Consider the following 4,494-nt stretch of genomic DNA (forward strand, 5'->3'; position numbering starts at 1 on the left):
AGCCCTCCCCTGCCCTCTTTACGACGGTCGCTCAGACCCGCAATCAGTATGCCACGGCTGGCGGCCTGGATACGTTGGCGCAGACGGGTTCGTCGCTGGCCTTGTACAATACGCTGCTGATGCTGTCGGCCGATGAGGCGCGTGCGGCCTTCGACAGCCTTTCCGGCGAGGCTTATGCTTCCGCCACGGGCGTGCTGATCAACGACAGCCAGTTTATTCGCAATGCAGCCTTTGGTCGTCTGCAACAAGCGTTTGGCGGCGCTCCGGCAACGCCGATCAATGCGCTTTCCTATGCCGGAGCGCAAAGGCCTGTTTCGGCGTCCGTCTCGGCCATCGATGCCGTGGCTCCGGGCAGCATTGCTCCTTCTCAAAATCTCTATACCGCCTGGGGCTATGCCTATGGCGCTTGGACGAGGCAGGATAGCAATAGCAATGCAGGATCGGTAAAATCCTCTGTTGGCGGCTTTGTCACCGGTATCGACGGTACTGTGCTCGACACATGGCGTCTCGGCCTTCTGGCCGGCTACAGCCATTCCAGCTTCGATGGGGATGATCGCGCTTCATCGGGCAGCAGCGATAATTATACCCTCGGCGCCTATGCGGGAACCGAATGGACGCTCAACAATGGCCAAGCCTTGGCGTTCCGGTCCGGACTTGCCTATACATGGCATGATGTCGACATGAACCGTTCTGTCGCCTTCCCCGGCTTTGCCGATAATCTGACCGGCGATTATGATGCGGGAAGTTTTCAGCTCTTTGGCGAACTTGGCTATAAGATCCACTACGGCAAAGCCCTGTTCGAGCCTTATGCGGGTCTTGCCTATGTTCGCCTGAAAACTGACGGATTTGATGAAAAGGGCCAGACAGCGGCGGCCCTTGTGGTTCAGTCCGACACGACGGAAACCAGCTTCTCAACACTCGGCCTCCGCGCGTCGACAGAGTTTGCTCTGGGCAGCATCACGGCAACGGCACGAACCGACCTTGGCTGGCGACACGCCTATGGCGACATCACGCCGGTTTCCACCGCAAGCTTTATCGGTTCGAACGCCTTCACAGTCTCTGGGCTTCCGATCGCTGAAGATGCAGCTCTCATCGAAGCAGGTCTTGATTTCAAGCTGACCGAAGATGCGACTCTCGGCCTCTCCTATAACGGCCAGTTTGCTTCCGGCGCCAAACAGAACGGATTCAATGCGAAACTCAGTGTGAGCTTTTGAATTGGAGTCCACCTATGGCTATCATCCAGTGATCAAGAATGGCCAATCCAGGCAAAAAATATTCGAACAGATGGATCAACAGCCCGTCGGTGCCAAGGCCTCATTAAGCCCACGGAGCCGCTCGGCTGTTAGGCTACGCACTGCCCTCCTCCATTTTTTCAAGCGAAGGGTGCCGCGAGACTAATCAACATGTGGCGTGCGATCATTATCTAATAATGAAATCGCTTCCGTTCGCGCCCTTCCAACCCAGTCGAGGCGTGCCGCATTTTTCATTGAATGTCTGAGTGTGCTTTGTAACGCCACAGTCTGCCGCAGAAGTTTGGGATCTTTGTCCCAAGCTGGCGCAACCAGCTCCAACTATCATTACCGAAACAAGTATCACGATGTGGATAGACTTCATTACCATTTATATAACTCTTACTTTGATTTTCCGAATTCGAACAATGAAGCACCATCTCGGCGTTTGAACGCCTTGAATAGGCTCACATTCTTTAGTGTTGACGATCTATGCAAAATATGTGAGCTTTTACTCACATTGTCTACTCGTATTCGGAAATTGAGAATATGGCCAAGCTCAACGCTACAAATCCCAGAAAAGCCGCCTCGCAAGAGAGGTCGAAAATGACCGTCGAGGCGATACTGGATGCCACTGCTCGCGTTTTGGTGCGCGATGGATATGCGCGGGCCAGCACAAATCGCGTCGCTGCAGTAGCGGGAGTGAGCATTGGATCGCTCTACCAGTATTTTCCCAATAAGGAGTCGCTTGTGGCTGCGCTCGTCGCAAGGCACAATCGTGAAATTCTGGCTCTGCTGGAAAACGCCATGCAAGAGTGCGCGTCAGACGACTTGAATAGTGCCATGCGGGAGCTCATTCGAGCGATGATTGCTGTGCACCGGGTTGATCCTGAGCTCCACCGCATCTTGAAAGAAGAAGTTCCCCGTATTGGAAAACTTGCCGAGGTGGAAGCCATTCGAAAGGACACGCTCCATCTGGTCCGGCATTATCTGGAGCAATGTAAGGAAGACGTTCAGCTCAAGGACCTCGATACGGCTGCGTTTATTTGCGTAACGACAGTGGAGACGTTGACCCATGCCATCGTTCTCAATGACTGCGGCCATTCCCTCTCCGACGAAGCCGATATTGTCGAGCACATCACCCGGATGATTGCGGGATATCTGGGCACTGCACCAATACCTATCCGTGCTATTTTGAAAAAAGCGGCCTGATCCCAAAGGTTTAAGATGCGCAACAACCAAACGCATCAAGCAACGCACCGCGATTGCTGGATTGGACCTGTCTGGGTTTTCGGCCCATATCCTCTGCGCCAGTAATCTCACAGAAGCGGACAATCGCGGCATTCCCCTGCCCCGAAGCCACGGAACAATCTCGACATCTTTCCTTGGAGCAAGCATCCGATTATTACAACAACGCAAAATGGTGCAGCGGGCGGGCTTCGCAGAATGTCTGCCTTTCCAATACAAGAAGGTGCGCCACCGATCAGCAACATGATCCAAACAATAAAAATACCTCGTTCGAACGCCTGTGTCGTATTAGAAATGTAACACCAGCCCAAGTATTGGCCCCTTCTGAACCACATCATAAACGAAGCCATCGTGACTGTAGTCCACGCCAAGCGCGCGATAGCCTCCAATGGCCGATAGATTGTCCCTGAATTGGTAGCCAATCGTTCCAGCCACGTCCCAGTCCATCTTTGCCTGCCCGGCACCCACAACACCCCAACCGCTGAAATACACATTGTCAGTCAGGAAATACTTGCCGCGTACCCCTGCAACGGCATCAACCCAAGCAGCGCTATCACGCCCGCTGTGCCCGTCGAACAACCCACCTTCAAAGGAAATTTCCGTGCTGGCGTACCAGACGCGCCCTCCTGCAATCACATCAAGGCGATTTCTACCCTCTTCAAAAAGACTGTAACCACCACCAAAAAAGCCGGAGAACGTCTCGGACTTAATATCAATTCTTTCGCTCAACACCCCATACGGGGTCTGTCCGCCAGTTGATATTTTTGTATAAATGATATCGCTGAACAGACTATAGCGATCATAGTGACCTTCCAAGATACCCATGAAAGAGAAGTCGAGATCCTTAAGAAGACTGCCGAAATCGGACTTCATTTTCGCGGGCGGCAGGCCAAATTGGCCCGCAGTTCCACTGATACCAGCAGCCCAGAAATAAGGACTTGCGCTGAAATGCCATCTATCCTGCTTAAGTTCCAGTTTCGCGGGCTCGGACAAGACCGGTGTTAAAGGACGATCTGCGGCAACTGCCGCAGATTGACCGCCAATCAAAGCAGTCATTGAGAGAACGAATAATCTATGATGACACATTTTCCCTATAATCCCGCTTCGGTTATCAGTTTAGGGACATGTCTGTCATTGCTTGTGCTCTGAAAGTACCCGGTCTTCGACTGCGCAATCCACAGTCGGCAGCTTCGCTGCTTCCAACTCTTTGCGTGCGGCATGGATATCGGCAAGGAATTCGGAGTTGCCGTGTAGTTTAGCAACTGTTGCGGCCCCCATAATGCGTCCTGCATCGACATCACTTTGCCAATGTGCGTTACAAATCACGCGGCTTTGCCCAAACGACAATCCGCGCTTAAACAGCTCATCGGCACGCGCTGGATTCACTTCTGCCAAGGTAAGCGCCCAGGCCCAACCCGCCGCCGTATGTCCCGATGGATATGAGCCATCGTTACGCAATACATCTTCTTCGTCTGGCTGACATGTGCCTTCATTGTGCACGACGAAAGGACGGGTTCTGTTATACTGGTTCTTGGCACCATAGGTTGAAAGCCCGGCATCGGTGAGCACTCGCTGCATCAAATTATAGAGATGCGGGGTCTTTTCTTCACTGATATCCACGCCCATAGCACAGGAGAAATTCTTGGCAGGCTGAGGAAACTGTAAATCAGCGTCTGTCCGCGCCAGGTCCCAACGTGCTTTCCCACGCTGTTCGATTGTCGCCTCTCTTGCCGCCTCGTCACGGGCCAGTGCCGCACTACCCGCCGGAGGTGGCGGGCCTAGGCCGTGCACTCATAAATAGGCTAGCTATTTGAATGGATTGGTTATTGAAAGGCCTCGGATTTGGAGGTCTTTGATGTCACGTCGCCGCTATGAACTCACGGAACGAGAATGGTCGATTATTGCACCGCTGTTGCCGAGCAAACCTCGTGGCGTTCCACGGGTTGATGATCGCATGGTTCTCAACGGAATCCTGTGGCGCTTCCGCACCGGGTCATCATGGTCAGAAATCCCCGAA

General features: G+C 53.2%; 5 protein-coding genes. 3 read left to right on the forward strand and 2 right to left on the reverse strand.

Annotated features, from left to right (window positions below):
- Together ACTJKP_RS26285 and ACTJKP_RS26290 are read left to right on the forward strand one after the other, a co-directional pair.
- Positions 1-1,214: autotransporter outer membrane beta-barrel domain-containing protein (locus ACTJKP_RS26285; protein WP_440632755.1), on the forward strand; the 1,214-nt coding region annotated here is incomplete at its 5' end.
- A gap of 564 nt (positions 1,215-1,778) precedes the next feature.
- Positions 1,779-2,441, forward strand: coding sequence for a TetR/AcrR family transcriptional regulator (locus tag ACTJKP_RS26290; protein ID WP_440632756.1), 663 nt, complete (start codon positions 1,779-1,781; stop codon positions 2,439-2,441).
- Positions 2,442-2,765: 324 nt separating this feature from the next.
- On the opposite strand, the gene ACTJKP_RS26295 is transcribed toward ACTJKP_RS26290, so the two are convergent.
- Both ACTJKP_RS26295 and ACTJKP_RS26300 read right to left on the reverse strand, forming a co-directional pair.
- On the reverse strand, positions 2,766-3,533 hold the full coding sequence (locus ACTJKP_RS26295) for a hypothetical protein (RefSeq protein ID WP_440632757.1): 768 nt from the start codon (positions 3,531-3,533) through the stop codon (positions 2,766-2,768).
- A gap of 75 nt (positions 3,534-3,608) precedes the next feature.
- Positions 3,609-4,103, reverse strand: a complete 495-nt coding sequence (locus ACTJKP_RS26300; protein ID WP_440632758.1) for an acid phosphatase — start codon at positions 4,101-4,103, stop codon at positions 3,609-3,611.
- A 229-nt stretch (positions 4,104-4,332) separates the two neighbouring features.
- Between ACTJKP_RS26300 and ACTJKP_RS26305 the strand changes: the two genes are divergently transcribed.
- On the forward strand, positions 4,333-4,494 hold a 162-nt coding region (locus tag ACTJKP_RS26305), incomplete at its 3' end, for a transposase (protein ID WP_440632666.1).

This window comes from Brucella sp. 22210, from assembly GCF_052045675.1.
In the GTDB taxonomy this organism is placed as follows: Bacteria; Pseudomonadota; Alphaproteobacteria; order Rhizobiales; family Rhizobiaceae; genus Brucella.